The organism is Noviherbaspirillum sedimenti (genome assembly GCF_003590835.1).
Classification (GTDB): Bacteria; Pseudomonadota; Gammaproteobacteria; order Burkholderiales; family Burkholderiaceae_D; genus Paucimonas; species Paucimonas sedimenti.
In genome coordinates this window covers 2,874,059-2,899,848 of record NZ_QYUQ01000002.1, presented here as the reverse complement: position 1 = coordinate 2,899,848, position 25,790 = coordinate 2,874,059, and the positions used below count along the sequence as shown (strand labels likewise).

Below are 25,790 nucleotides of genomic sequence, written 5' to 3'. Positions count from 1 at the left end.
AAATCGTGCAATGAACAACTCAATTATCCACGTATCAGCTAAAAAAATGAGGCCCACCATGCATACCATTACGTTGCGAAAAGCTGTCACGTCAATGGCAGTCATCCTGCTTTCCCTGAGCGCTTCGTCGTTTGCTGCGGAGTTGCCTGAGGGGACGGTCATCAGCAAGAGCAATCTCGACAAGGTTCGCAATGACACCTTCATGGGACACAAGATCGGTGATCTGTTGACGGAGAAGATGGAATGGATGGTCCGAAACTATGATAAGAAATTCCCGCTCGTGAAGAGCAAAGAGCCGACACTGGATCCGAAGTATGTAGAAGCGACAAAAAAATATTCTGGCCAGGTCAAGTTTGATCCGCAGACCAGGGAAGTGACAGGCTATGTCGCAGGCAAGCCATTTCCGAATATCGACCCGGCGGATCCGTTCGCCGGCGACAAGGTCATCTGGAATTATTACTACGGCGCATCGACCGGTTCGGACTTGAACCAGGATGTGCATTTCGTAACGGCGAATAAAAATGGCTACGAGGCCACGCAGTTCTATGCCTATCAGCGCATTTACAACCGCGGCCGCTTGTGGGGCGGGGAGATGGCTTTCCCGAGCGAGCAAGATGTGCTCCACAAGACAGCGCTGGTGGCGCGGGCGCCGCAGGACTTGAAAGGCGTGGGCACCATGACGGTGCAATACGATGTCGCTGGAAAGCTGGATGACCAGTGGGCATATATCAAGTCTGCCCGCCGGATCCGGCGCCTGTCCGGCAATGCCTGGATGGACAATGTTGCCGGGTTTGATTTCATCAATGACGACATCAATATCTGGAATTCACGCCCATCGCGTTACAAATCTGCCAAGCTGCTCGGCAAGCGTTGGATCCTTGCTGCAGTCGATGTCGAGCTCAAGCGCGTCAAGGACAAGGCGGGTACGGCCGAGGAGTGGCCACACCTTAATATCTCCCAAGGTTATGCGACGTCAACCCACAACGTCACTCCACGTGAAGTGTGGGTGGTCGAAGGAACCCCGCCCCCGGAGCATCCCTATAGCAAGAAGGTGGTCTACGCCGATGTTGCTACCAATGCGATTTATTTAGGTGAGGCGTATGACAAGAAAGGGGAGTTCTGGCGCTGGATGCAGTACAACTTTCAGACGAGAACTGGCGTTAAATCCGGCATCCGCTACATCTCTGTCGTGTCCGGAGAATACCTGGATGTGAAGTCCGGGCACTCGACCTTCCATACGGATCCCGGGGTGAACGATACCGGGATGAATGCGACCAAATTCAACGCCGAAATATTGGAAAGTTTCCAGTAGTATATTGACCTTGCAGCCGCGGCGGTCTCCGCCGCTGCAAATTTAAAAATGGGGACAAAGTGTATGAGCAAAGATGTAAAAAAAATTGAGGACCTTGCGAACGGCAAGCTTTCGCGGCGTAGTTTTTTGGGGGCCGCAGGGGCAGTTACTGCGGGGGCGCTGGGCGCACTCACACAGACGGCTTCTGCATCTACCAAGGGCGAGCAGCGCTTTGATGCCGAATACGACGTGATCGTGTGCGGCAGCGGCGCAGCAGGGCTGGGCACTGCGTTGTTTTCACGCTGGCAAGGCAATCAGGTGCTGGTTCTTGAAAAAGCGGGCAGTGTTGGTGGTACCACGGCCAAGTCGGGTTTCTGGTACTGGATTCCGAATAATGTCCCCATGCAAAAGGCCGGAATTGCCGACCCAAAACCTGATTTCATGAAGCTGGTCGCGCGCCTGACGGCGACGCATGCCTATAACCCAGCGCTACCAAAACTGGGATTGAGCGATTGGCAATACGAGATGTGTGAGGCGTTCTATGACACCGCCTCGACCGCAGCTGAATTGCTTAACGAGAAGAATGCATTGCCCTATCAGCATAGGAAGGAAGTACCTGACTATTGGGCCGAGTTGCCCGAGAATAAGGCGCCGACGGGACGTGCATTGCAGCCCGCAGGCGCAGAGCTGCATGATGGTGGCAAGTTCGGGATCCGTGCGCTCTCTGCTGCTGCGCGACGTGACGGCATTGCCATCAAAACCTCGCACCGCGTACAGGGCGTCATTCGCAACAATCGGGGCGAGGTCATCGGCGTCGAAGTGACGGCACCGGATGGGGGACAGTTGCGATTCCGGGCAAAAAAAGCGGTGGTGTTCGGTACCGGCGGCTTTACCCATGATCCGGAATTGCGTCGCGATTTTTTGGGGGGCAACATCGTAGGGGGGTGTGCCGCCAACTCGAACGAAGGCGACTTGATCCGCATCTCGAGTCCTTTGGGCATGCAACTTGGCAACATGAACCATGCATGGAATTGCCCGGTTGTGTATGAGAAAGCAGTTGCCAAGGAAGGTTCGATGTGGGGGGCATTCATGCCCTCTGGCGATTCGATGGTATTCGTCAATAAGTACGGACGTCGTGTCGTCAATGAGAAATTGCAGTACAACGAAATGACCCGTGCATTTTGGGCTTGGGACGGCACTAGGGAAGAGTTTCCGAACGCTTTGCTCGTTGCGATCTGGGACCAGCAGGCGCAAGACAACTGCGCTGAAGCAAATTATGGATCGTATATCGTTCCGCCCGGTAGCGATGACCGCCACGTGATCAAGGGGGCGACGCGGGCAGAACTGGCGAAAAATATCGCCGCGCGACTTGCAAAGTATCGCGAACAGGTCAATGTTACGCTGGCGCCGGAATTTGTCGCGAATCTGGATGAGACGATCAAGCGCTTCAATGGCTTTGCCCGCAGCGGAAAAGATACCGATTTCCATCGTGGCGAGCGCCCCGTCGAACTCTTGTTTAATGGCAATGTCAAGACTGCGCCAGGGAAGAAAAACCCCACCATGTCGCCCATCAGTGACAAGGGGCCGTTTTACGCTGCTTTGCTCGGGCCGGGTTCGCTGGATACAAAAGGCGGCCCAAGAACCGACACGCATGGCCGCATTCTTGATGTGAATGGCAAGCCGATTCCCGGTTTGTATGGGGTTGGCAATTGCGTCGCATCAGCATCTGGTCCGGCGTATTGGTCAGGTGGTGCAACATTGGGGCCGATCATCACATTCGCTTACCGTGCTGCCAATGCCTTGCAAAAGGAATCTGTGAAAGAGGTTTCGGCATGAAAAATTTCCATGTCTGGTGCGGTGGCGCACTACTTTTTTTTGCAAGTTCAGTGATGGCCCAAGCAACGAGCGGTGAGCTGGCATTGCCGGCCTTAGTTAAAAACAGCTGCGCCTACTGCCATAGTTTCAACAAGGGTGGTCCGAACGGGCAGGGTCCGAATCTCTACGGGTTAATAGGCCAAAAAGCCGGTAGCGTGCCCGGCTTCGCCTACTCTCCTGCGTTCAAGAAGGCACTGACGGGCAAGGTTTGGACCAAGGAGCTGCTCGATGCCTGGCTTACCGACACCCAACAAGTTGCGCCGGGTTCACTGATGACCTACTTCCTTGATGATGCCAAGTACCGAGGGCAAATCGTCGACTATTTGACGGGAGAAAAAGGGAAGTAGTCTCCGCGTTGGCGGGCGAGACGATCCAGGCACTCGGCTGCAATGGCTATATCAATGAATATCCGGCCGGACGCCTGTGGCGCGATGCCAAGCTCTACGAGATCGGCGCCGGCACCAGAGAAATCCGCCGCATGCTGATCGGCCGAGAATTGTTTGGCGAAACAGCGTAATTCAGTTTCTCCACCACTTCCAATGTGGTTTCAGCTCGTACTCTTCACGGATGCGAGCATTTTTTTGTCGCTCGCTACTGCGAAGCATTCTTCAATAATAGGTTAGCTTGATGACGCCCCAACATATTCTGGACCAGTACGGCCCGCCGCAATTCGATGCCGACCGCGTTTTGCTGGACAAGCTCGGCATGCGCGCTGCGAGATTGATGTGTAGCGTGCTATTGTCCTGGCAATTCATCAGACAGGAGTAGCACCATGTCAATCAATCAAACTTCTGTTTCAGCAAGCATGCCGACCCTGTACATCCCGCACGGCGCCGGCCCCTGCTTTTTCATGGACTGGAATCCGCCCGACACCTGGAACCGCATGGCGGATTTTCTCAAGGGCGTGGCGGCGACCCTGCCGCAAAAGCCGAGCGCCATCGTGCTGGTCTCGGGACACTGGCTCGAGCGCGATTTCAGTGTCACCAGCGGCCAGCACCCGGAACTGATCTATGATTATTACGGATTCCCGCCGCATACCTACGAACTGCGTTATGACGCTCCCGGCAGTCCCAAACTGGCGCAGCGCATCGCCGCACTGCTGGGCCAGGCCAGCATCGCCGCGCGCGAAGATGCCGTGCGCGGTTTCGACCATGGCATGTTCATTCCACTGAAGCTGATGTTCCAGGATGCCGACATTCCGGTGGTGCAGCTGTCGCTGCGTACCGACCTCGACCCGCAGGCGCACCTGGATGCCGGGCGCGCGCTGGCGTCGCTGCGCCAGGAAGGCGTGCTGATCGTCGGCAGCGGCATGAGTTTTCATAACATGCGCGGCTATGGCGATCTGCGCTTCGGGCCGGTTTCCGACGATTTCGATCGCTGGCTGACCGCGACGGTTGAATCCGCACCGGCGCAACGCGACGCCGCCCTGCGGCAATGGGAGCAGGGTCCGTCGGCGCGGTTGTCGCATCCGCCGGGCGCAGAGGAACACTTGTTGCCGCTGCTGGTGGCGGCTGGCGCCGCCGCTGCCGACAGCGGCCGCTGTGTGTTTGCCGACCGCGTACTTGAGGTGGCCATCTCGGCCTACCGGTTTGGCTGAGAGCGGCTACTGGAAACAGGCTGCAAGGGGGCGCGACATTTACGGCGTTGCGGGGCTTCCCCTATAATGGCGAACCTGCCTTGATGTTGCCCGGCGCAGCGTCGCGCGTGGCAAGAACCAGCAACAAACGGCCGGCGGCAATGTGCCGGCAGTAAATCAAACATGTGGATTTTTTTGAACGATCAAGCCGCTCCTGCACACTGCAGCGCCTGTCTGCAGGGAAATCGCCGACCAGGCAAGAAAGGATGAATTGCCGATGATTTCAGCACAAGAAGCACTACAGCGCCTGCGCGAAGGCAACCTCCGCTTCGTCTCGGAGACCGAGAGCAGTGGCGCCCTCACCAGTCAGAGCCGGCGCAGCGAAGTGGCCGCCAGCCAGGAACCGTTCGCCATCATCCTCGGCTGCTCCGATTCGCGGGTGCCGGCCGAAATCATTTTTGATCAGGGCCTGGGCGACCTGTTCGTTATCCGTGTGGCAGGCAACATCGTGGCGCCGTCGCAGGTCGGCAGCGTCGAATTCGCCGCCGAGCGTTTTCACACGCGACTGGTGGTCGTGCTCGGCCATTCCCGCTGCGGCGCCATCCAGGCGACCCTGGAAGAGCTGCAGCGGCCGACCGAAAACCAGTCGCGCAACCTGCATTCGATCGTCGACCGCGTGCGGCCCTCGGTGGAAGCGCTGCTCGCGACCGAATTGCGACATGACCATGGCGCCCTCGTGCACCATGCCGTGCGCGCCAACATCCGCGCCTCGGCCAACCATCTGCGGCATGGTTCGGAAGTCATCGAGCAACTGATCCAGAAGGAAGGCCTGGTGGTGGTGGGCGCCGAGTATTCGCTGGAAACCGGCCTGGTCGAATTCTTCGACGGCCTGCCGCCAGGCAGTTAAATCCAGGATTCCCGGATCATCGGATCGTCGCGTTCGCTGCGCTCGATCCTGAACAAACCCTTGGGCAGCTTGCTGCGCACATCATTGAGCGTGTCGCCGACGACATAATCGGCGGTCCTCCGGTTCATGTGCAGGCGACGGGCAACATACTGGTCCGGAAAATCGGGCGGCGCTTCATAAACAACCCAGATCGAGTCATCGTCTTCGGTTTCACTGTTTTGCCTGGTCATGCCGATGCCTTTATGAAGTGATAGAGTGGTATTAAACCATTGAATGCGATGCCGCGCATCAGGGTTTCCGCGGTTTTTTTATTCATATTGTCGCGTGCAAGGAGCACTGCATGGCCCCCTGGATCATCCCTGCCTTGAAAGCGGTGCTGCCGCATGTGGGCACCATCGTTTCGGCCGCCAAGCCGATTTTCACCAAGACAAGCGCCGATGCGGCCGGCTTGTCCGCGAACGCCCCGGTACAGCAGCAGATCGACGAGTTGCAGGCGGTGGCCGCCCAAAACGATGCGCACATCCGCGAACTGGCCGCGCAACTGCAAACCGCCGTCACGGCCCTTGAGGAAGCGGCGCTGGCAGCTGATGCCAAGGCGCAGCGCCTGCTGCGCCTCTGCGTGACCGCGATGGGCATTTCCGTGCTCGCTGCCTGCATATCGCTGATCCTGGTGGTCGGTCGCTAGGGCGGGCACCGCTGGTCCGCTGCGTCCGATGAACGATTAAAATGGCGGTACTTTAATTCTCGCAAGGCAGCGGAAAAATGACCGATTCGACAGACGCACTTTCGCAGGAAGAACAGTTGCGCGCCACCCTGAACGGCGAAACTGCGCGCTTTGCCTGGAAGGAATTGCAGCGGTTTTTTGCCGCTGGTACCGTGATTGTGGTGGACGATGCCCTCGACCTGGTCGAGGTCGCCGTGCAGATAGCCAGGGACAACAAGGCCGCCGTCGCGCAGTGGATGGCGGCCGGCCAGCTTGGCCAGGTCTCGGATGTGCAAGCGCAAAGCTGGCTGCAAGCCGATGCGGCGCTGTGGACCGTGGTGGTCAAGCCCTGGATCCTGGTGCAGCAGCGCGCGCATTGACCCGACTTCCCTGAAACCTTTCACGGAGCCACCGATGCCGACCTCGCACATCAACGGAATCGACCTGTACTACGAGGAATTCGGCGCCGGCGCGCCGCTGGTGCTGGTGCCCGGTCTGGGCGGCACGGTCGAGTCATGGCGCGCGCAGATTGCCCACTTCCAGCGCCGCTATCGCGTGATTGCGCTGGATAACCGCGGCTCGGGCCGCAGCAGCAAGCCGCCCGGCCCCTATACCATGGATGAAATGGCCGTCGACCTGGCCGGCCTGCTCGATGCCCTCGACATCGCCGAGCCGGTGCACCTGGTCGGCGCCTCGATGGGGGGCGTGCTGGTGCAATGCTTCATCCACCATTATCCCTGGCGTGTCGCGCAGCTGGTGCTGGTGTCCACCGGCGTTGCGGGAGGCGATCCGCACATTACCTTTCCTTCGATGGCAGTGCTGCAGAGGCTGGCCTTTCCCGGCACCACCCCGCAGCAGCGCATGCAGACCCTGTTCGGTCTGTATTTCCACCCGCAATACCTGGCGGCGCATCCGGAAGTGTTCGATGATGCGGCGCGGCTGTATGCCCGTATTGGCGCCCAGCCCGAGCACGCAACCAAGGCGCAGCTGATGGCGGTGCAGGATAGCAGGCCGTACTACAAGTGGCTGGGGCATATCAAGGTGCCGGTGCTGGTGATGCACGGCGAGGACGACGTGGTGTGGCCGGTGAAGAACGCACACACGCTGGCCAGGGGCATCGGCACGCACGCCGAACTGGCCCTGTTCGAACAGGCCGGGCATGTGCTGTTTCATGAAAAGGCGGTGCAATTCAACGTCCGCCTGGAGCAGTTCCTGGAGCGGCCGGGACAGCCGTAAGATGCCTCCCTCCGCCGCCGCCGTCGGCGCCAGGCGTTCAAAGTTTAGCGCTTGTAAAAGCCGCAGGTCATGACGATGTTGCCGACCGCGCAGACGTAGGCGGTCTTGGGCATGACTTCCTTGGTCACCGGGTGCACGAACTTGTAATCGACCCAGCCATTGCCCTGGGTGCGGCCGATGCGCAGCATCTCGACAATGAAATGCTTGCCGTCCGGGTCCTTGACCGCCTTGCCATCGATGCCAACCAGGCGCGGCAGGGTGCCGTGCACCACAATCCTGTCGGTGTCGTCGCAGGCCGACAGGTAGAGGTCGCGGTCGATCAGCTGGCCGGTTGGATTGCATACCTCGTCGAAGAAGGCCTGCTTGCCGTAAGTGCGCAGGATTTCGCAGCCGCGCTCGATCAGCGTCTGGGCTTCCTCGGCATTGCCGAATTCGCGCTCGCCCAGGTCGAACACCGATACTGCCTGGCTCAGCTGCACTGCCTGCTCCTGCAGGCTGACCACGGTCTTGGCGGACTGCTCGACCAGGGTGGCGTTCTGCTGGGTCATGCCGTCGATCTGCATCACCGCCTTGTTGATTTCCTCGATGCCGCTGCTCTGCTCGGCGCTGGCGGCGGCGATCTCGCTCATGATGTCTTCCACGCGCTTGACGCTGGTGACGATCTCCTTCATGGCGCGCCCGGCTTCATCGACCAGCTGGCCGCCGGCCTCGACCTTGCCGACCGAATCGCCGATCAGCGTCTTGATTTCCTTGGCCGCCGACGCCGAGCGTTGCGCCAGCGTGCGCACTTCGGCTGCCACCACCGCGAAGCCGCGCCCCTGCTCGCCGGCGCGCGCCGCTTCCACGGCGGCATTGAGCGCCAGGATATTGGTCTGGAAGGCGATGCCATCGATGACGGAAATGATGTCGACGATCTTGCGCGAGCTGTCCTTGATCGAACCCATGGTGGCGACCACGTCATCGACCACCCGGCCGCCCTTGACCGCCGAGCCTGCGGCGGAGGCCACCAGCTGGTTGGCCTGGCGGGCATTGTCGGCATTCTGGCGCACCGTCGAGGTCAGCTCTTCCATCGAGGAAGCGGTTTCCTCCAGCGAGCTGGCCTGCGTTTCCGTGCGCGCGGAAAGCGCAGTATTGTCGCCATTGACGAAGCCGGCCGAAGTCGCGACGGCGGTGGTGCCGGAGCGCACCTTGGCGACGATCTGGAACATGCGCTCGCTCATTTCCTGCAGCGATTGCTGCAGTTCCAGCAATTCGCCGTGCCCGCGTGCGCTGAAGGGCTCGCTGATGTCGCCCTCGGCCATGCGCCTGGCGATGGCGATGGCTTCCTGCAGCGGCGCGATGAGGCTGTGGCTGAGCCACCATGCGCATAGCATGCCGGCCACCAGCATGGCGGCGCCGGTGCCGGCGATCATCGCCTGGCTGGCATCGGGAGCGGCAGTGAAAAGGGCTAGCGCCGTCATGGCGGCCAGGAATGACAACAGGATGCCCAGGCTAAAGCGGAGCCGGACGCGGATGCTTGCATTTGCCAGATTCATTTGCCTTTGTCTCTATGAACTTGTTATTGTGTATGGCAGGCTTTGGCGATGGCGTATTATTTTTATGCCAATGTCCCCTCGGTTTTTTTATTGTACTGGTTTGTTTTCCGAGGGGAATGGGGAAAAGCTTATAAAAGCTAAATAAGCTGCCGAAAACGCCGCCGGTGTGACAAATCCGCACACTGGCATCGGCCGCGGCAGGTCAGCCCGTCAGCCGAACGCCGCTTCCCTGCTGGTGAAGTAAGCCTTGAGCGCCTTGCGGTCGAGCTTGCCGACCGGCGTCAGCGGAATCGTCTCTTCAATCGCCACTGATCTCGGCACCTTGTACGCGGCCAGCAATTCCTTGCAGTGCGCGCGCAGATCGGCTTCGCTGGCTTTCTTGCCGGGATTGAGCACCACCATCGAAACCGGGATTTCGCCCCACTTCTTGTCGGGGATGCCGGCGCAGATGGCGGCCGCCACTGCCGGGTGGCTGCGCAGGGCGTTTTCGATTTCTTCCGGCGAGACGTTTTCGCCGCCGGTAATGAACATGTTGTCGGCGCGGCCGACCACCGACACCAGTCCTTCCTCATCGCACACGGCCAGGTCGCCGGTATAGATCCAGCCGTCGGCGTCGAGCACCTTGGCGGTGCGTTCCGGGTCGTGCAGGTAACCGTCGAAGTTGTGGTAGCTGCGCAGGCACAGCACGCCGATTTCGCCTGGCGGCTGCAGCTTGTTGCGGTCATCTTCGGCGACGATCTTGTAATCGCAGCAGTAGAAGGGGGTGCCGACCTTGCGCGAATGGGCCTTGATGTGTTCCATGCCGGGTTCGCGGGCGAGGAAGGCGAAATTCGAAGGGCCGGCTTCGGTCAGGCCATACGCCTGGTTGGTCGGAATGCCGCGCTCCCAAAAGGGTTGCAGGGTTTCATTGGAGCAGGGGGCGGCGGCGGTGGTGATCAGCTCCAGCCCCGAAAAATCCGTTTGCTCGAACTTCGGATGGGCTTTGAGCATTTGCAGCATCGCTTCCACCACCCCCAGCCGGTTGATGACTTTCTGCTCGATCATGTCGAGGATCTGGCCGGCATCGAACTGCCGCAGCGGAATCGCCAGGCTGTTGCGCATGAACAGGCAGAAGAATACGTTCCAGCCGCCGACATGGAACAGCGGGAACAACACCAGCTCCCTGGCTTGCGGCGAGCCGGCCGACATCAGCAGCGCTTCGAAGGCATTCCACATCATTTGCCGGTGCGGCACGATGCAGACCTTGGGAACTGCGGTGGTGCCACCGGTGTGAATGTAAAGAAACGGATCGTTCATTGCCATCGGCACGGTGACATCGCGCGCTTCGGTGGCCAGGATCGCGTCATAGACATCGCTGGCGTCGCCAAAACAGATCACCGTCGGTTGCGGCGCCGGCAAGACGCTGTCATCGGCCAGCGCGGCGAACATGTCTTCGACAAAGATCACTTTCGGCAATTCGCGCGCCATCAGATCACGCAACTCCGGTTTTTGCAAGCGGTAGGAGAGCGGGCAAAGGATCGCGCCAATCTTGCCGCAGGCAAAAAATAAATCGATGCATTCCATGCGGTTGCGCGAAATCAGCGCCACGCGGTCGCCCTTGATGATGCCCAACTGGTCGACCAGGTAAGTGGCGACGCGCTTGGCGCGTTCATCGACTTGCCGGTAGGTGTAACGGGCGCCGTCATGCGGGTCGAAAATCGCTTCGAGGTTTGGCGTCAGTAGCGCCTTCTTGCCAGAATAATCGCCGACCCAATTCATCGGCAACGCATCGTAATTACGCGCGTCGGTCATGCATTCTCCTTTAGTGAGGCTTTGTCGAAAGTGATCTTCAATAACTTTCAAGCCCTGTCTCTCATGCAATCCGATACCGCTTCGGCCGTTTGCTTTTTTATAATGGAAGAAAGTCTAAACGCCTGTCTTGGCATTGTCCACTGGTAAAAATGCTATATCGACAATCTAACCGGCGACAAAAAAGGCGAAAGCGCGCGCCCCGGCCTCGGCCAGGACTATTTGCCGGCATAATGGCGACCGGGCAGGCGGTGCGGGCTTGAACACCCGCATCTTGCCGCCAACAGTGATCCTGACATTGATGGAAATTAAGACGCATGACTTTACCTTGGTATCAACCTGAAAAAGCAGTCAGCGGACCGGCCTACAGCCTCTGGTTCAAGCTGATGGCCACGGTCTTGTCGTTTGGCCTGGCAGCCTATGGCCTTTCGGTCGCACTGCGCTTCCCGCTGTTGCAGCTCGGTTGGGGCGTCAAATTGCTCTTGCTGGGCGCCGCTCTCATGCTCGGCGTCAGTTATTACTGGTTCCTCAAGGCACGCACCACCATCGATGAAAAAGGCATACGCCAAACCTCGCTCTATACGAAGCAGGTGGCATGGTCTGACGTGCGCGGCGTGAAAATGCTTAGCATTCCCTACGCCGGCTGGATTTTCCCGCCGCGTCTGGCGGTGCGTACGGGGACTGCCTTCATGACTTTCAATGGCTGCACACAAGACGTGCTGATCGAATTCGCCAAGATCGCGCTGGCTTACCAGAACACCCGCTGATTTTCTGGCGCGCCTTGTCCTGCGGCGCTGAATGCAGCATCTGATCATTCATCTCGCACACTTCTGGGGCGCACTTCCCTGGTGCGACCTGTATCGACGCCTCCCGCAGAGCACGTTACTGCCCCTGGACGGGCGATAAGCGCACCCAAAACCCCCCCGTTCCTGATGGCCTGGATGTTGCTTTATAGATATAAAGCACGGTCAAAGAGCAGGAAATTCACATGAATAACAAACTGTTATCTTCGCAGGTAGAGCGGGGGGCGATCGAGGCGCCGCGTGCCATCGCCCTGCCCGCACTGCTGGCACAGGTCGCGTTGCCCGAAACCATGGAAGCCGCTGCGGGCTTCGGCCGCTGGTGGCTCGATACCCGCGAGGCGCAGCTGGTCCTGTCGCATGGCGCGGCGCAATTCCTCAATGTGGATGCGGGCTTGCACCGCGCGCTGGAAACCTGTTTCACCCACGTCGTGCCGGAAGACATGCTGTTGTTGATCATGGCATTAATGCAGGCCAAGCTGCCCGGTGTGAAGCTTGACTATGAATTCCGGGTGCTGCAGGGCACGCGCGGCTTGCGTTGGCTGCGCATGCAATCGGTGCCGCAAGAGGGCGGCATCGCCGGCATGCATGCCGGCGTGCTGGTCGATGTCACTGCTGCGCGGCATATCGAAATGCGCGAGCGTTTCAGTTACGCGATGACGCAATCGCTGGTCGGCGCCGGTTCGCTGGACGAAGCGGTGCCGCGGGTAATCCAGCTGGTGTGCGAGAACCTCGGGTGGGAGTGGGGCGCCTACTGGCAGATGCGGCATGCGCCGATGGAACAGCCGCAGCTGGCCTGCCAGTATTTCTGGAATCATTCCGAATATGCGCTGGCGGCATTTACCCGCGCAAGCTGCGATATCCGCATGACGCCAGGCGAAGGCTTCATCGGCCATGTCTGGGACACCGGCCAGGCGTGCTGGATCGAGGATATGAAAAATGACAGCAGCTTTCTGCGGCGCGACAGCGCGCGCGAATGCGGGCTGGAATCCGGCTACGCCTTTCCGGTGTCGTATGTGACGGCCGATGGCCAGCGCCACAGCGTCGGCGTGCTGGAATTTTTCAGCACCTTGACGCGCCAGCACGATGCGCAATTGCCGAACCTGTCGGCGGTGATCGGCGGCCTGATCGCGCAGGCGGTGCAGCGCATGGAGCAACAGGAAATCATGCGTCGCCTGGCGCAGACCGATGACCTGACCGGGCTGGCCAACCGCAACTATTTTCACCGCCAGCTGGAAGAAATGAGCGCGGATGCCGGCAGGAGCGGCGCACCCTTCGGCTTGCTTTACATTGACCTCGACCGCTTCAAGCCAGTCAATGATGCGTTTGGCCACGACGCCGGCAACCTGGTGCTGCGCGAGTTCGCCCAGCGCCTGCAAAAGCTGGCGCCGCAAGACGTCTGCATTGGTCGCCTGGGCGGCGACGAATTCGCCATCCTGGCGCCGCTCGCGTGCCGGGCCGAGGCGATGCCCGCCTTGCAGGCGCTGGCCGAACGTGTGCTGGCGGCGGCGCGCATGCCATTCCAGTTCGAAGGCAATGACCTGAAAGTGTCCACCAGCATCGGCATCAGCGTGTTTGCCGAAAACGGCTGGACCCCGCAGGAATTGCTGCGCAGCGCGGACGAAGCCATGTACCGCAGCAAGAAGAGCGGCCGCAATGCCTATTGCTTCTGCTCGGACAGCGGTACCCTGCTGCTGGCGCAGCAGCAGACCTCGCTGGCGCGCCAGCTGACCATGGAAGCCGAGCTGCACCGCGCCCTGGCGGAAAACGAATTCCACCTCGAATACCAGCCGGTGTTCGACCATTACGGCGACCGCATGGTGGCGGTCGAAGCCTTGCTGCGCTGGCGCAAGCCCGACGGCGAGATGGTCCCTCCCGACCAGTTCATTCCCATCGCCGAAAAAAGCCGGCTGATCGTGCAGATCGGCCGCTGGGTGGTGCGCCAGGCCTGCCGCGACCTGGCGGTGCTGCACAGCGCCGGCCTGGCCGGCCTGCGGGTTAACGTCAACATGGCGGCCCCCGAATTCACCAACACCAGCCTGCCCTACGAACTGACCGAGGTGGTTGCCTCCTGTGGCATCGCCGCCCGGCACCTGTGCCTGGAGCTGACCGAAGGCCTGGTCATGAAGCAGCCGGAAAAGGTGCTGCCGGTGATGCAAATGCTGCGCCAGCTGGGCTTTCATATCAGCCTGGATGATTTCGGCATCGGCCACTCTTCGCTGTCGCGCCTGAAAAAGCTGCCGATCACCTCGCTCAAGATCGACCGCTCATTCGTCGCCGGCCTGCCGCACGACCGCGGCGACGGCGCCATCGTGCGTTCGATTATCGACCTCGGACGCCACATGAAGCTCGACGTGGTGGCCGAAGGCGTCGAAACCGACGCCCAGTTGCTGTACCTGGCGCAGTTCGGCTGCACCTACCTGCAGGGCTACCTGCTGAGCCGGCCGCTGCCGCTGCAGCAACTGATCGCCTTGCACCACAACGGGAAACAACAGCTTCGCCAGCCTTAAGGAATGCCGCCATGGAAAGCCACGCACCGCTACAGATCGACAACTTCCTGCCCTACATGCGCGACGTGATCCGGTGCGAACAGTCGCTGCATGAACTGAACCTGATGTGGCGCATGATCGAGTCCTCCGCCAAGATGAACTGTCCGACCGAGGCCAAAACCATTCTGCCGACCATGGCCGCCACCCGCGCCGGCTTCAACCGGCTGGAGCAGGAACTGGTGACCAGCCTGGTGCGTGAAAAGGTCGCCACCGTTTTGGCCAAGATCGGCGCCAAGGCGCAATACGTGATCGATATCGTGGTGCGCAACCTGTACGAGCGCACCGCCGATGTCGGTTTTCTCGCCACCGATCGCGAGTTGTGCGAATTTGTCGCCGGCGATACCGACAATGTCGATGCCATCCGCTACCGCCTGCGCGCCTACCGCAACAAGTACACCGTGTACGACGAGATCATGTTGCTCGATACCAAAGGCAACGTGCTGGTGCAGATCGACGAGGAAAGCCCGGTCGAGGGCAGCGTCGATCCGCTGCTCGGGCAAACCCTGGCGGCGTCGGGCTATGTCCAGACCTTCCGCGCCACCGACCTGCGCCCGTCCAGGAAGCAGGCGCTGATCTATTCGCAGCGCATGCTGCATCCGCAGACCGGCGTCGTGGTCGGGGTCTTGTGCCTGTGCTTCAATTTCGAGGAGGAGATGGCGGGCGTGTTCCGCTCGCTGCGCGAGGAGGAAGACCGCTTCAACATGCTGCTGCTGGACGGCGCCAACCGCGTCATCGCCAGCGCCGACCGCAGCTGGATCGATGTCGGCGCCACCGTGCCGGTCAACCGCGACGGCAGCCCGCGCCTCATGATCTATGGCGGCCGCGAATACCTGGTGCGCACCTTTGCCACCGCCGGCTACCAGGGCTACATGGGGCCGCCAGGCTGGCAGGGCCAGGTGATGATCCCGGTGGAGGTGGCGTTCAGCGGCGCCGCCAGCAATGCACTGGACGCGCTGGATCCGGCCAGCGCCGAAGGCCTGCTGACCCATGCGCACTCGTTCTGCCCGCCGCTGTTCGAGATCATGACTGCCGCCGACACCATCCGCCGCGTGGTCTGGAACGGCCAGGTCATGACCGCCGGTCAGCGCGGCGAGCTGCAGAAGCTCAAAACCATCCTCGAGCAGATCGGCGAAACCGGCAACCGCAGCAATGAACTGTTTTCGCAGTCGATCCGTGACTTGTACCAGACCGTGCTCGGCTCCAGCCTGGACGATGTCGAGTTCGTCTCGCATTTGCTGGTGGACCTGCTCGACCGCAATCTGTACGAACGTTCGGATGACTGCCGCTGGTGGGCCCTGACGCCGGAATTGCGCATGCGCCTGGCCGAGGATGAAATGGATCTGGAATCGGCCCAGCAGGTGAGCGCCATCCTCGATTACATCAATCGCCTTTACACGGTCTACACGCGCATCTTCGTGTATGACCGCAATGGCATGATCGTCGCCAGCAGCAGGGATGGGGAAGGCGGCAACACCATTGTCGGCGCCGCGCTCGATGCTGCCACGCTGGCCAGCGTCAAAGCCCTGCGCGGCGAGCAGAACTACCACGTCACGCCGTTTGTGCCGACCTCGCTGTATAAAGGGGCACCAACCTATGTCTACCATGCGGCGATCCGCGCCCCCGACAATGCCGGCGTGGTGGTCGGCGGCATCGGCATCGTGTTCGACGCCACGGTGGAATTCTCGGCAATGCTCAATAGCGGCCTGGCCGGCAAGGATGCCGCGCACGCCTTCTATGTCGACCGCCAGGGCCGCATCATTTCCAGCACCGATCCGGCTCGCCCGGTCGGCAGCGTGCTGGACATCGATCCGGTCCTGCTGAAACTTCCCGGTGGCAGCGGCACTTCACGCATTGTCGAAGATCGTGGTCACTACGCCGTCATGGGTTGCACGGCATGCAGCGGCTACCGCGAATTCAAGGTCTCCGACGGCTATGTCGACGACGTCCTGGCGGTGGTGTTTGCCTACTTCGGCGAGGTGCGCAAGATGGCGGCCAGGCACCGGCAGGAAACCGTGCTTGACGCCGGCGTCGGCGGCCGTGAATTCGCCACCTTCTTCCTCGACGGCGCCATGTTCGCAATCGCCGCCGAGCATGCGCAGCAGGCGCTGCCGGCGCAGCGCATCTCGCGCGTGTCGCTCGGTGGCAGGCCCGAGCGCGTCGGCATCATCTCGCTGGAACAGCAGGGCGAGGACAAGCGTTTCGCCTGGGTGTATGACCTCGGCCACCTGATGCGCGGCACACCCTCGCCGGTGGACGCCGCCAGCCAGGTGATGATCGTGTCCCACGGCGGCCAGACCATCGGCCTGCTGGTGGAAGACCTGCATGGCGTGCCGGAATTCGATGTCGCGCAGATCATTCCGACGCCGCTGGCCAACGGCGAGGGCGGCATGCTGATCACGCAGGTGATCAAGGCCAACGACGGCGACCTGCTGATCCAGGCCGTCAATGTCGACTACCTGTTCGCCGTGCTGAACGACCCTGAGGCGCCGAACGAGCCGCTGCTGCAGGATGCCGCCGCCGTCTTCGAATTGAAACTGGCGGCTTGAATCGGCGAACCGCGCTTCAGCAGAGGATCAGGCGGAAAGTGCCGCGCCCGGCCTGCTTGGCCTGGTACAGGGCCTGGTCGGCATGGTCGATCAGCGCATCGGGCAACAGCGGCTGCTCCTGGCAGTAGGCGATGCCGATGCTGGTGCCGATGCGCAGCGGCTGGCCCTGGATCTTGCAGGGCGCGCCGGCGTTGGCGAGGATCTTGCGGGCGATGCCTTCGGTCTCTGCGGTGCTGCCCAGCTGTTCCAGGATGATCAGGAATTCATCGCCGGCCAGGCGGCACACCGCGTCGGTTTCGCGCACGCTGGCCTTCAGGCGCCGGCCGAATTCCTTCAGCATCTCGTCGCCGGCCGCGTGTCCGAGGCTGTCGTTGATCGCCTTGAAATGGTCGATGTCGAGGAACATCAGCGCCATCGGTGTTCCTGCGCGGCGGCAGCGGGCGATCGCCTCGACCAGTTTCTCGTTCATCTGGTAGCGGTTCGGCAAGCCGGTCAGGGCATCGAAGCGCGCCATCTGCTGCAGCTGTCGCTGCACCGCATGCAGGGCGCTGACGTCGGTGCTCAGCGTGTAGATGCCAAGCACCGTGCCGTCGGCGGCAATGTCCGGCACAAAGGTGGTGTGCAGCTGGCGCAGAGTGCCGTCGCCGCCAAGCGTGGCAATGTCGAACTCGACCCGTTGTCCGCTCAGCGCCAGCGCGATGTTGGCCTGGCGCTCCACGTATCGCTCCTGGCCCAGCACTTCCGCAACATGGTGCTGCAGCACCTGTTGCGGCGGCACGCCGGTCCAGGTCTCGAAGGTGCGGTTGCAAAAGCCGTATTTCTGCTCGCGGTCGATGTAGGAAATCAGCACCGGCAGATTGTCGGTGATGGAGCGCAGACGCTTCTCGCTGCCGGCCAGTTTTTCTTCCGCCAGGCGCAGATCGGTGATGTCGCGCTCGATCCGCTCCAGCAGCGGCCGCACTGCCAGGCCCATAGTGGTGGTGCCGAGCGCCACCAAGGCCACCAGCAGCGCCGTCAGCAACTGCGTCTGTGCCTTCAACGGCGCATACAGGCTGTCGGAATCGCTCTGGATCACCAGCCCCAGGCCGAAGTCCTGCAGCGGCGTGTAGGCGGAGAATACCGGTACTTTGCGCAGGTCAAGAATCGATATCACGCCGCGTTGCCCGGCCAGCGCGCGGTGGATGGGCTGGTCGTGCGCTTTGCCTTCCAGGTGCGCGGGGATGCTGGTGACGCCGCTGTTGAAACGGCTGGGCGCGCACAGCGCCGCATCCTGCCGGCGGCTGCACAACAGGGCGTCGGTGGAGTCGCCGCTGGTCTGAATCACGTGCAGCAGCTTGTCGAATGCCGGCAGGGGTTGTTCGACAACCACCGTGCCGACCCGGTGCCCGTTCGCCAGGACCGGGGTTTCGGCATACAGCAGGTAATCGTCCTGCCACACCAGGTAGGCGTTCTGGCCGGCACGCTGCAGGTGCTGCGCCAGCGGCGCGCGCTCGCGCAGCACCTGCCCGCTGGCGGCAATCAGGCGGCCGTCGGCATCCAGCATGCGCACGCCGCTTGGGCCCGCGGTGAGCAGATTGCTGGCGGCGGTTTGCAGGAAATCGCGCGCTTCCCGGTCTTGAGGATTGGCGGCGAGGCGGACGAACTGCCGCTGCACGATGGGGCGGGTGACGATCGTGCGATGGAAGGCCAGCCTGTCGTCCAATATGTTGGCCATGGAAGTGGCGTTGGTGGTGGTGGCGAACAACATGTTGTCCGTCAATGCTTTTTCGAGCACATTGCGCACCACCGCGAAACCCGCCACGCCGGCGGCCAGCGCCACCAGCGTCAGCACCACGCCGGCGCGCCAGGTGATACGGCGCTGATAGGCGCTGGTGCCGCCCTGCCGCGGATTGTACCGATGCTGGCGCAGCAGCCACAGGCAGCAGCCGAGCATGCTCATGACGGCCGCCGTGGGCACCAGCATCTGGTTGAAACTGGCCAGGTGGTAAAGCGCATCCAGGCGCATGAAATAGCCGGCCAGCGCGGCCAGGCCGATCAGCATGGTGGCGGCGATCGCCACCATGCCCAGCCGATCGCGGCGGCGCTCGCGGCCCGGACGGGACAGCAGCAGCAACGCCATTCCGGCGCACAGGAAGCCAAGCGTGGTGTTCGGCGCCATTCGCCCCGGATACGGGATGGATGCGCTCGGCATGCTTGGCACCCGCACGAAATCGATCCCCAGATTGACGCCAAACAGGTGCTGGACCATGGTCAATCCCGGCAGCACCATCAGCAGCAGGATGCACAGCCTGAGCAGCACCTGCAGCGGCGGCTGGCGCTGCGGCAGGCATACGCAGGCGAGGCCGCTGGCCAGGAACATCAGCGGGGTATTCAAACCCATCTGCTCCGAACCGGGAATCAGGTGGGCAATCGCTTCAATCTGGAAGATCCAGCGCAGGGCGATCGTCGCGCCAAACAGGGCAATTGCCAGCCCGAGGATTTGATAGGCGTAAACCGGAAATTTTTTCATCTCAGCAAACTATTTCTTTTTGACAACAGCACCATACGGAGTATATGAAGTTCGGTCAAATGGTGAACGACCGTGCTTTTTTCCGTATAATCATCCGCATCCGCACTCTGAAAGGAAAAGGCCATGGCCCTGCCCGCCGTATTGCAACATTTGCGCTTGCCGGTGATCTGTTCGCCGATGTTCATCGCCAGCGGCCCGCAACTGGTGCTGGCGCAATGCAAGGCTGGCCTGGTCGGCGCCTTTCCCGCCCTGAATGCGCGCCCGGCGGCCATGCTCGATACCTGGCTGACCGACATGCAGGCCGAACTGGCCGCTTACCAGGCTGCCCACCCGCAAGCAATTGTCGGCCCGATTGCGGTCAACCAGATCGTGCACCAGTCCAACGATCGCCTGGCGCAGGATGTGGCGGTCTGCGTGCAGCACCGGGTGCCGATCATCATTTCCAGCTTGCGTGTGCCGCCCCCCGAGATGCTGGCGGCCATCCATGGCTATGGCGGCATCGTCCTGCATGACGTGATTTCGATTCGCCATGCGCACAAGGCGCTGGAAGCCGGCGTCGATGGCCTGATCCTGGTGGCCGCCGGCGCCGGCGGCCATGCCGGCGCCTTGTCGCCGTTCGCGCTGGTGGGCGAGGTGCGGCGGTTTTTCCAGGGGCCGCTGGCCTTGTCGGGCGCGATCGCCAGCGGCGACGCGATCCTGGCGGCGCAGGCGATGGGGGCGGATCTGGCCTATATCGGTTCGCGCTGGCTGGCGACCCGGGAGGCGAATGTCAGCGATGCCTACCGTCAGGCACTCCTTGAGTCCAGCGCCGCCGATATCGTGTACACCAACCTGTTTACCGGCGTGCATGGCAATTACCTGAAAAAATCGATCGTCCAGGCCGGGCTGGACCCGGACAATCTGCCGCAGTCCGATAAATCCGCGATGAGTTTCGCCTCCGGCGGCAATAGCGCTGCCAAAGCCTGGCGCGATATCTGGGGTGCCGGGCAGGGCGTCGGCCTGATCGATGACGCGCCGGCCGTCACCGAGGTGGTCGAACGCTTGGAATACGAATACAGGGAAGCGAAAAAACGTCTCGCCTTGTAGTTGCCAAAGGTGTTGCCGATGCGCGATGCTGTCAGTACGCTTTACGTCCTTTGTCATACTTACTGATAAAAAATGCGTGATGGAGGTTTTCCCGTCGCCCGGTACGCTCGCCTCTGCACAAAGACGCGCACGCGGCACCGGCATTAAAAAAACTTCCTGATGGAAAATGGAAAAAAGCGTTTTGCGTGCATTTTGCGATGTTTTTAAAACACAAAGCAAACATCGCCTCCTTGTAATCAGGGAACAATGTTAATCCGCCTCAAATTGGCAACAACTAATCAAAAAACCGCACGGATTTTTGGTTATTGTGCATTTCAATTCTATTCGTAAGCACTTAGTCTCCTTCTGCCGCCCTGCCAGCAAACTACTGCGTCAGGTGTTTTCTTGTTTTTTGATAAGCATGGAAAGCCTTATGCGCGACAAATTTTTTGGAAGGAAGGCAGCGCCGGCAGCGGACGGCCTGCGCAGCATCGCGCCGCTGGATAGGGAAATGCCTGCTGGTGACAGTGGCGGGATGGCCATTGATGTGCGGGGCCCATTTGCCGAAGCGATCGAACAAACGTCGATGGTCGCGTTGCAGGGCGTTGATCGTGACGGCATCATTTGTACCTGGAATGACGCCAGTGCAAAGCTGTATGGCATTGCGCGCGCTGACGCGATCGGACGGCACTTCTGCGATTTGCTGACTTTCCGCGGCACTACCGCTGCATTTGACGCCGTTCTGACGACCATGTGGGAGAGCGGACAGCCCGCACTGCCATGTGACTGGCAAGTCAGCACGGTGTCCGGCAAGCTGCTCTGGGTGTATTCGACCATGTTCCCCGTACTTGAACATGGCCAGACCCGGCAAGTCTTTTGCATGGATATCGACATCACCGACCGCAAACAGGCAGAGCAGGCGCTGCGCCTGTCGGCCCAGGTATTCGAGAACAGTCATGAAGGCATCATTATCCTGGATGCGCAATGGCGCATTGTCAGCGTCAATGCCGCGTTCACGGCCATGACGGGCTTTAGCGAGCAACAACTCACCGGCGCGAAGGAGTCGTTGCTGCGCTCGGAAGAGCATGATGCGGCATTTTATGACGCCATCCATGATGAAGTCAGCCGCAACGGTCATTGGCAAGGCGAACTCTGGGGGCGGCGCAGCAATGGCGAAGCGTTTCCAGCCTGGGCTTCCATCTCCGCCGTACCCGGCGGCGTGCGCGACATTGTCAATTTCATCGTCATCTTTTGCGACATTTCCGATCGCAAGGCGGCCGAAGAGCGCGTTCGCCACTTGAGCGAGCATGACATCCTGACCGGGTTGCCGAACCGGATATTGCTGCGCGACCGCCTGCAGCAGGCAATCGCCGCAGCGCGGCGCAACCGCGGCAAGCTGGCGGTGCTGTTCCTCGACCTCGACCGCTTCAAGAATGTCAACGATTCGCTTGGCCATCACATCGGCGACAAGCTGCTGCAAACCGTCGCCGAGCGCCTGAAGAAGTGCGTGCGCGGCAACGACACCGTCAGCCGCCAGGGCGGCGACGAGTTCGTCGTGATGCTGACCGAGATCGGCGGCGTCGAACAGGTGGCGCATATCGCCGCCAACATCCTGCATTCGGCCAGCATGGCCTACCAGATCGAGGGCCATGCCTTGACGATCACGACCAGCATCGGCATCAGCATGTATCCGGACGATGGTCAGGATATGGATGCCTTGCTCAGGAATGCCGACACCGCGATGTACCATGCCAAGGAAAGCGGGCGCAACAGCTATCAGTTCTTCAACCCGGACATGAATGTGCGCATGGTCGCGCGACTGACGCTGGAACGCCAGCTCAAGACGGCGCTCGAACAGGAGCAGTTTTTCCTGGCATATCAGCCGGAAATCGACATCGCCAGCGGCCGCATCATCGGCGTGGAGGCATTGCTGCGCTGGCAGCATCCGGACGCCGGCATGCTCACCCCCGGACATTTCCTTGAGGCAGCCGAGGCATGCGGACTGATCCTGCCGATCGGCGACTGGGTATTGCAAACCGCCTGCCGCCAGGCCAGAAGCTGGCATGACCAGGGCACGCCGATGATGGTCGGCGTCAACTTGTCGGCCATCCAGTTCCGGCAAAAGGATTTATTGCAAAAGATCCGGGAGGTGCTGCGGCAGACCGGCCTCGCGCCGCAATACCTCGAACTGGAAATCACCGAAAGCGTCCTGGTCGATAGCGCCGGCGCCGCGCTGGAAACCATGCATGCGTTGCGTGCAATGGGCGTGGTACTGGCAGTCGATGATTTCGGCACCGGTTATTCCAGCCTGAATTTTCTGAAGCATTGCCCTGTCGATAAACTCAAGATCGACCAATCCTTCGTGCGCCACCTGAGCGGCGATGCCAATGATGCCGCGATCATCCGCGCCATCCTGATCATGGCCAAGAGCCTGAAGCTGAAAGTGATCGCCGAAGGCGTCGAAACCAACGATCAGCTGGAGTTCCTGCGTTCGCAGGGTTGTGACGAATTCCAGGGAAATTATTGCACCCAGCCGGTGCCGGCCAGCGAACTGCCGCAATTCCCGCGAACAAACTGAGTGCGCCAGCGCCAGCCGGCGCACTCAAACGCTACTGCTTAACTGCTCAGCCCCGGCCGCTGTTCATCGGCAGTGCCGCGCACGCTCACGCTGACACGTTCGCCCAGCTTCTCGATCAGCTTTTCATTGAAAGCCGGAATGTCCCCCGGGCGGCGGCTGCTGATCCAGTTGCCATCGACTGCCACCTGCTGGTTGACCCAGTGGCCGCCGGCATTGCGGATGTCATCCTGCAGGGTCGGCCAACTGGTCAGGGTGCGTCCCTGCACCAGTCCGGCCGATACCAGCAGCCAGGCGCCGTGGCAGATCACCGCGATGGTCTTGCCGGCATCCTGCATGCTGCGCACGAATTGCTGCGCCTGCGGCGCGATGCGGATCTGGTCGGCATTGACCACGCCGCCCGGCAAGACAACCGCATCGAAATCCTCCGGATCGGCGTCGTCGAAGCTCAAATCGACGTCGAAGGTATCGGCCTTGTCGACATGCTTGACCCCCTGCACCGTGCCCAGGTGGGTGGACACGACCGTAACGCTGGCGCCGGCTTGTTGCAGCGCATCGCGTGGGCCAGTGAATTCGGATTGCTCAAAGCCATCGGTAACCAGAATCGCCACGCGCAAGCCTTCCAGTCCTTGCGTGTTTTCCATGATGTCGTCTCCTTGCGGGTCAAAATCAATGGAGTCGTGCGCGCCCCGGAAGTTCGGTGTGCGTGGCTCCGGCGCTATTGCCCGAACAGGTTTTTGATGGCCGAGCCGATGGCTTGCGGGGCATTGCCCAGGTGTTTTGCCAGGCCTTCGATGCTGATGCCAAGCAAGCCGGCGGTGGCTGCACCGATGCTCTTGGCAAAATTCTCATTGAGGGAAAAGCGCGGATCGTCGAGCTTGCCTTCCAGGGTGAACTGGATCGTGATGCGGTTGTTGCGGTCTTTCAGGCCCGCCACCACCGCTTGCCGCGGCAAGCCCATGAAGGTGCCGACGGCGCCGCTTTTTTCACGTAATTCCAGGTCGGTCAGGGTGAGCTTGCCCGGTGCATGCAGGCGGTTGGCTTTCACCGTCGATTGCAGCTGCATCTCGAGCGTACCGCGCTTGACGCCGGTTTCGGCGGCCTTGATCAGGTAAGGCTGCAGGGCGACCAGATCGACCCCGACCAGGCGGCTGTTCAACTGGGAATTTTTAGCGGCCAGTTCCAGCCAGCCGGACACCGCCAGTCTGCCGTCGCGCCGCACGCCCTTGATCACGCCATCGACCGTGACGCCGGTACGCCCGGCCAGGCTGGGCACTTGCAGTTGTTCCACGCTGGCATGCAACTGTTCCAGCCGCATGCGGTGCGCCGGTTGCTTGACGCTGGCATCGAAGAATTCCACCCGGCCGCCGCGCAATTCGACCTTGCCGATGGCGACCTCGATGGCGCCGTTGCTGGGGACGGCGCCGTCGCCCTGGTCTTTTTTCGTTTCCAGCAGGCTGGGCAACAGGCGCAGGCGGCCGCTGCGGGTGCGCAGCACCGACAGGTAGGCGTCGTCGATCGTGATGCTGTGGATGTGGACGCGCGAGCGGTCCGACAAGAGACCGCGCAGGTCGGGCACGATGATGATCCTGGCCGCTTGCAGGGTATCTTGCGCCGGCCAGTCGCGCGGCGCGCGGATGCGCAAGTCCCGCACTTCGATGGCCGACCAGCCGACGTCGATGGCGCCGATTTCGCTGGTCTCGCCCAGCGCCGCCTCGACCTGGGTTTTCAGCAGGGCAGTGGCGTAGCGCAGCCCGAAAAAGCCGGCCGCCGCCAGTGCCAGCAGCAAGACCAGGGCGATGCCGGCATAGCGCGCGCGCCGGCCGCCACGTGCGCTGCCAGTACCGCCGGTACCGACGGCGTCGCTCATGCAGAGATATTCCTGGCGCGCCTCATGCCGGCGCCTGCCCGGGGCTGCGCGCCCTGCGGGCGCTTGCCGTGCGTAGCCGCCAGGCTTTCACATGCCAGCGCCAGTCGATGCGGCCGGTGACGTTGCCCGCCGCATCCAGTCCCTCCACCGCGCCGTAGTACACCGCGAACATTTCCGCGCCGTGCGGGCAGACTGGACGGTGCACCGCGCCATCGCGTTCCAGCAGATAGCACCCCGGGCCGAACCAGACGTCCGGCTGATCGTCATAATAAAAGCCGCCGGCCAGCACGCAGCCTTCGACTGCGCCGATATGCCTGTGCATGGGCGCATCGACGCCGCCGGCCAGTCGGATCATGAGGGAAAAGCGGCCGCTGTCGGGGTCGGCGTGCAGCAGCTTGAAGTCGGCGCCGGGCAAGGCCCAGGGCACCCAGGGCAAGTCGTCGGGCTTGCAATAAATCAGGGTATCGCGTTGCATGGGAAGTTGCGTGGCTAAAACAATGGCTGCGATTGTCGCATGCGCTTATCCGGTTTGGGAAGTTTTGGCCGGAAGCGGGTTTGCCGAAGTGGGTCTAGTAAAACACCGCCAGCCACACCGTATCCGTGTCCGCATCGGTCGATTCGACGCGGTGCCGCGCATGGGCTGGAATATTCACGTAATCGCCCGGCGCCAGGCGCACCGGTTCATCCTGATCGGCGAAGCGCAGGCTGGTGCCGCCCTGCAGCAACAGCACCCATTCGTGCTGCTCCTGGTCATACCAGAAGCCGGGTGGGGAGCAATGCCCGCGCGAGACGATGCGCTCGATGCGCACGCTGTCCGAGGCGGCCAGGATCTCGGCGAATTCCTCTGGCAATTGTTGTGGAATGTTCTGGAGCAGATTGGCGGATTTCATCGGCGGCATTCATCGCAAGCATCGGGGTAGGCGACAGTGTAAATGCTGGCAGTGCATCAAGGTGGTGCTGCAAGC

Annotated in this window: 22 protein-coding genes and 1 pseudogene; 15 read left to right on the top strand and 8 right to left on the bottom strand. The window is 61.3% G+C overall.

The features are described from left to right. The first annotated feature begins 10 nt into the window (after positions 1–10). The 7 genes and pseudogenes from D3878_RS13575 (at position 11) to D3878_RS13550 (ending at position 5,649) form a co-directional block, all read left to right on the top strand. A complete protein-coding gene (locus D3878_RS13575) occupies positions 11–1,312 on the top strand; it encodes a DUF1329 domain-containing protein (RefSeq protein ID WP_199688162.1) in 1,302 nt (433 codons plus the stop codon). Between the two features lie 63 nt (positions 1,313–1,375). After that, positions 1,376–3,127 (top strand): FAD-dependent oxidoreductase, encoded by a 1,752-nt coding sequence (locus D3878_RS13570; protein ID WP_119785980.1) that lies wholly within the window; start codon positions 1,376–1,378, stop codon positions 3,125–3,127. Then, positions 3,124–3,513: a c-type cytochrome gene (locus D3878_RS13565; protein WP_119785979.1), complete on the top strand. Its 390-nt coding sequence runs from the start codon at positions 3,124–3,126 to the stop codon at positions 3,511–3,513. Before D3878_RS13570 ends, D3878_RS13565 begins: the two co-directional genes overlap by 4 nt. An 8-nt stretch (positions 3,514–3,521) precedes the next feature. Beyond that, positions 3,522–3,683, top strand: a pseudogene (locus D3878_RS13560) (acyl-CoA dehydrogenase family protein); the annotation flags it as partial. 110 nt (positions 3,684–3,793) lie between these two features. Beyond that, on the top strand, positions 3,794–3,934 hold the full coding sequence (locus D3878_RS23800) for a hypothetical protein (protein WP_158592259.1): 141 nt from the start codon (positions 3,794–3,796) through the stop codon (positions 3,932–3,934). Between the two features lie 4 nt (positions 3,935–3,938). Next, positions 3,939–4,763 carry a DODA-type extradiol aromatic ring-opening family dioxygenase gene (locus D3878_RS13555; protein ID WP_119785978.1) on the top strand — a complete coding sequence of 275 codons (825 nt, stop codon included), beginning with the start codon at positions 3,939–3,941 and terminating at the stop codon, positions 4,761–4,763. Positions 4,764–5,019: 256 nt separating this feature from the next. Next, on the top strand, positions 5,020–5,649 hold the full coding sequence (locus D3878_RS13550) for a carbonic anhydrase (RefSeq protein ID WP_119785977.1): 630 nt from the start codon (positions 5,020–5,022) through the stop codon (positions 5,647–5,649). Here D3878_RS13550 and D3878_RS13545 read toward each other — a convergent pair. Next, complete coding sequence (locus D3878_RS13545) at positions 5,646–5,879, bottom strand: hypothetical protein (RefSeq protein WP_119785976.1); 234 nt, start codon at positions 5,877–5,879, stop codon at positions 5,646–5,648. The two genes, D3878_RS13550 and D3878_RS13545, sit on opposite strands and share 4 nt — an antisense overlap. A gap of 110 nt (positions 5,880–5,989) precedes the next feature. Here D3878_RS13545 and D3878_RS13540 point away from each other — a divergent pair, with 110 nt between their 5' ends. The 3 genes from D3878_RS13540 (at position 5,990) to D3878_RS13530 (ending at position 7,588) form a co-directional block, all read left to right on the top strand. Then, positions 5,990–6,334, top strand: a complete 345-nt coding sequence (locus D3878_RS13540) for a hypothetical protein (RefSeq protein ID WP_119785975.1) — start codon at positions 5,990–5,992, stop codon at positions 6,332–6,334. 77 nt (positions 6,335–6,411) lie between these two features. Then, on the top strand, positions 6,412–6,732 hold the full coding sequence (locus D3878_RS13535; RefSeq protein ID WP_119785974.1) for a DUF2288 domain-containing protein: 321 nt from the start codon (positions 6,412–6,414) through the stop codon (positions 6,730–6,732). 34 nt (positions 6,733–6,766) lie between these two features. Continuing rightward, on the top strand, positions 6,767–7,588 hold the full coding sequence (locus tag D3878_RS13530) for an alpha/beta fold hydrolase (RefSeq protein ID WP_158592258.1): 822 nt from the start codon (positions 6,767–6,769) through the stop codon (positions 7,586–7,588). A 44-nt stretch (positions 7,589–7,632) separates the two neighbouring features. Here the strand turns inward: D3878_RS13530 and D3878_RS24710 are convergent, their stop codons facing one another. Both D3878_RS24710 and D3878_RS13520 read right to left on the bottom strand, forming a co-directional pair. Then, on the bottom strand, positions 7,633–9,123 hold the full coding sequence (locus D3878_RS24710) for a methyl-accepting chemotaxis protein (RefSeq protein WP_119785972.1): 1,491 nt from the start codon (positions 9,121–9,123) through the stop codon (positions 7,633–7,635). A 210-nt stretch (positions 9,124–9,333) separates the two neighbouring features. Continuing rightward, on the bottom strand, positions 9,334–10,914 hold the full coding sequence (locus D3878_RS13520) for a class I adenylate-forming enzyme family protein (RefSeq protein ID WP_119785971.1): 1,581 nt from the start codon (positions 10,912–10,914) through the stop codon (positions 9,334–9,336). Positions 10,915–11,228: 314 nt separating this feature from the next. Between D3878_RS13520 and D3878_RS13515 the strand changes: the two genes are divergently transcribed. The 3 genes from D3878_RS13515 (at position 11,229) to D3878_RS13505 (ending at position 16,806) form a co-directional block, all read left to right on the top strand. Further along, positions 11,229–11,678, top strand: coding sequence for a hypothetical protein (locus D3878_RS13515; RefSeq protein ID WP_119785970.1), 450 nt, complete (start codon positions 11,229–11,231; stop codon positions 11,676–11,678). 221 nt (positions 11,679–11,899) lie between these two features. Then, the gene (locus D3878_RS13510) at positions 11,900–14,221 is read left to right on the top strand and encodes a putative bifunctional diguanylate cyclase/phosphodiesterase (RefSeq protein ID WP_119785969.1); all 2,322 of its coding nucleotides are present in this window, start codon (positions 11,900–11,902) and stop codon (positions 14,219–14,221) included. An 11-nt stretch (positions 14,222–14,232) separates the two neighbouring features. Further along, positions 14,233–16,806, top strand: a complete 2,574-nt coding sequence (locus D3878_RS13505; RefSeq protein WP_119785968.1) for a chemotaxis protein CheW — start codon at positions 14,233–14,235, stop codon at positions 16,804–16,806. 16 nt (positions 16,807–16,822) lie between these two features. On the opposite strand, the gene D3878_RS13500 is transcribed toward D3878_RS13505, so the two are convergent. Next, positions 16,823–19,315 carry a GGDEF domain-containing protein gene (locus D3878_RS13500; protein WP_119785967.1) on the bottom strand — a complete coding sequence of 831 codons (2,493 nt, stop codon included), beginning with the start codon at positions 19,313–19,315 and terminating at the stop codon, positions 16,823–16,825. Between the two features lie 123 nt (positions 19,316–19,438). On the opposite strand from D3878_RS13500, the gene D3878_RS13495 reads away from it, so the two are divergent. Together D3878_RS13495 and D3878_RS13490 are read left to right on the top strand one after the other, a co-directional pair. Beyond that, positions 19,439–20,401 (top strand): NAD(P)H-dependent flavin oxidoreductase, encoded by a 963-nt coding sequence (locus D3878_RS13495; protein WP_119785966.1) that lies wholly within the window; start codon positions 19,439–19,441, stop codon positions 20,399–20,401. A 412-nt stretch (positions 20,402–20,813) separates the two neighbouring features. Then, the gene (locus D3878_RS13490; RefSeq protein WP_158592257.1) at positions 20,814–22,958 is read left to right on the top strand and encodes a putative bifunctional diguanylate cyclase/phosphodiesterase; all 2,145 of its coding nucleotides are present in this window, start codon (positions 20,814–20,816) and stop codon (positions 22,956–22,958) included. 38 nt (positions 22,959–22,996) lie between these two features. Here D3878_RS13490 and D3878_RS13485 read toward each other — a convergent pair whose 3' ends face one another. From D3878_RS13485 to D3878_RS13470, 4 genes are all read right to left on the bottom strand, one after another. Further along, a complete protein-coding gene (locus D3878_RS13485) occupies positions 22,997–23,599 on the bottom strand; it encodes a type 1 glutamine amidotransferase domain-containing protein (protein WP_119785964.1) in 603 nt (200 codons plus the stop codon). A 74-nt stretch (positions 23,600–23,673) separates the two neighbouring features. Further along, entirely contained in the window at positions 23,674–24,825 is a 1,152-nt protein-coding gene (locus D3878_RS13480; protein WP_119785963.1) for a DUF748 domain-containing protein, read from the bottom strand. Between the two features lie 22 nt (positions 24,826–24,847). Continuing rightward, positions 24,848–25,300, bottom strand: coding sequence for a 2,4'-dihydroxyacetophenone dioxygenase family protein (locus D3878_RS13475; protein WP_119785962.1), 453 nt, complete (start codon positions 25,298–25,300; stop codon positions 24,848–24,850). A 94-nt stretch (positions 25,301–25,394) separates the two neighbouring features. Continuing rightward, the gene (locus D3878_RS13470) at positions 25,395–25,715 is read right to left on the bottom strand and encodes a cupin domain-containing protein (RefSeq protein ID WP_119787888.1); all 321 of its coding nucleotides are present in this window, start codon (positions 25,713–25,715) and stop codon (positions 25,395–25,397) included. Positions 25,716–25,790: the final 75 nt, after the last annotated feature.

Excerpts from the sequence above, each read along its gene's own strand:
- D3878_RS23800 (WP_158592259.1), top strand. The coding sequence starts at position 3,794 with ATGACGCCCCAACATATTCTGGACCAGTACGGCCCGCCGCAATTCGAT.
- D3878_RS13535 (WP_119785974.1), top strand. The coding sequence starts at position 6,412 with ATGACCGATTCGACAGACGCACTTTCGCAGGAAGAACAGTTGCGCGCC.
- D3878_RS13555 (WP_119785978.1), top strand. The coding sequence starts at position 3,939 with ATGTCAATCAATCAAACTTCTGTTTCAGCAAGCATGCCGACCCTGTAC.
- D3878_RS13545 (WP_119785976.1), bottom strand. The coding sequence starts at position 5,879 with ATGACCAGGCAAAACAGTGAAACCGAAGACGATGACTCGATCTGGGTT.
- D3878_RS13540 (WP_119785975.1), top strand. The coding sequence starts at position 5,990 with ATGGCCCCCTGGATCATCCCTGCCTTGAAAGCGGTGCTGCCGCATGTG.
- D3878_RS13575 (WP_199688162.1), top strand. The coding sequence starts at position 11 with ATGAACAACTCAATTATCCACGTATCAGCTAAAAAAATGAGGCCCACC.
- D3878_RS13500 (WP_119785967.1), bottom strand. The coding sequence starts at position 19,315 with ATGAAAAAATTTCCGGTTTACGCCTATCAAATCCTCGGGCTGGCAATT.
- D3878_RS13505 (WP_119785968.1), top strand. The coding sequence starts at position 14,233 with ATGGAAAGCCACGCACCGCTACAGATCGACAACTTCCTGCCCTACATG.
- D3878_RS13570 (WP_119785980.1), top strand. The coding sequence starts at position 1,376 with ATGAGCAAAGATGTAAAAAAAATTGAGGACCTTGCGAACGGCAAGCTT.
- D3878_RS13530 (WP_158592258.1), top strand. The coding sequence starts at position 6,767 with ATGCCGACCTCGCACATCAACGGAATCGACCTGTACTACGAGGAATTC.
- D3878_RS13490 (WP_158592257.1), top strand. The coding sequence starts at position 20,814 with ATGCGCGACAAATTTTTTGGAAGGAAGGCAGCGCCGGCAGCGGACGGC.
- D3878_RS13470 (WP_119787888.1), bottom strand. The coding sequence starts at position 25,715 with ATGAAATCCGCCAATCTGCTCCAGAACATTCCACAACAATTGCCAGAG.
- D3878_RS13480 (WP_119785963.1), bottom strand. The coding sequence starts at position 24,825 with ATGAGCGACGCCGTCGGTACCGGCGGTACTGGCAGCGCACGTGGCGGC.
- D3878_RS13550 (WP_119785977.1), top strand. The coding sequence starts at position 5,020 with ATGATTTCAGCACAAGAAGCACTACAGCGCCTGCGCGAAGGCAACCTC.
- D3878_RS13495 (WP_119785966.1), top strand. The coding sequence starts at position 19,439 with ATGGCCCTGCCCGCCGTATTGCAACATTTGCGCTTGCCGGTGATCTGT.
- D3878_RS13510 (WP_119785969.1), top strand. The coding sequence starts at position 11,900 with ATGAATAACAAACTGTTATCTTCGCAGGTAGAGCGGGGGGCGATCGAG.
- D3878_RS13475 (WP_119785962.1), bottom strand. The coding sequence starts at position 25,300 with ATGCAACGCGATACCCTGATTTATTGCAAGCCCGACGACTTGCCCTGG.
- D3878_RS24710 (WP_119785972.1), bottom strand. The coding sequence starts at position 9,123 with ATGAATCTGGCAAATGCAAGCATCCGCGTCCGGCTCCGCTTTAGCCTG.
- D3878_RS13485 (WP_119785964.1), bottom strand. The coding sequence starts at position 23,599 with ATGGAAAACACGCAAGGACTGGAAGGCTTGCGCGTGGCGATTCTGGTT.
- D3878_RS13520 (WP_119785971.1), bottom strand. The coding sequence starts at position 10,914 with ATGACCGACGCGCGTAATTACGATGCGTTGCCGATGAATTGGGTCGGC.
- D3878_RS13565 (WP_119785979.1), top strand. The coding sequence starts at position 3,124 with ATGAAAAATTTCCATGTCTGGTGCGGTGGCGCACTACTTTTTTTTGCA.
- D3878_RS13515 (WP_119785970.1), top strand. The coding sequence starts at position 11,229 with ATGACTTTACCTTGGTATCAACCTGAAAAAGCAGTCAGCGGACCGGCC.